At 26.8% G+C, this 485-nt stretch carries 1 pseudogene; it reads left to right on the top strand.

Annotated elements, in window-relative coordinates:
- Positions 1-158: 158 nt before the first annotated feature.
- Positions 159-333, top strand: a pseudogene (locus KI356_RS28805) (BC_2878 family exosporium-associated protein); the annotation flags it as partial.
- Positions 334-485 lie beyond the last annotated feature (152 nt).

The raw sequence follows: 485 nt of genomic DNA, 5'->3' as shown, positions 1-485 counted from the left end.
AAGTTTCACTTTATTATAACGCTTTTTTGTTGAAAGATGAAATTGTTATATGTATTTATAGTGAAAAATATATTTTATTACTTATTTGAGGAACGATTAGTTTCTTAATTTGACAGGCATATGTCAGTATACTTATCTAGACTAATTCAAGGAAATCCCTCAATATAACGAACTGTTTAAAAATAGAGAGTGGAACAGGTAATGTCGAAATAGAAGAGATGAAAAAAGAGATTATTTAACGACAATAGTATGATGTACAATTCGATTATTAAGATAATCAAACTATATATAAATGGTGAGACGGAATCTTACACTTCTAAGAAGGAGGTATAACGTATCTATTTCAATTAATTCTCATACACTACACAATATATTAATCGATTAAATGTATCTTGGATCCCGTCGCTCTAATTCTTTAAATTTTTACTGAAACTGAGTAAAGTTTGCATAAAGTAGGAATATTAATTCTAAATTAATGAGTAGAT

Source organism: Bacillus hominis, from assembly GCF_018332515.1.
Lineage (GTDB): Bacteria > Bacillota > Bacilli > Bacillales > Bacillaceae_G > Bacillus_A > Bacillus_A hominis.
The sequence above is the reverse complement of the archived record's forward strand: the minus strand, read 5'-3'. Positions and strand labels throughout refer to the sequence as shown.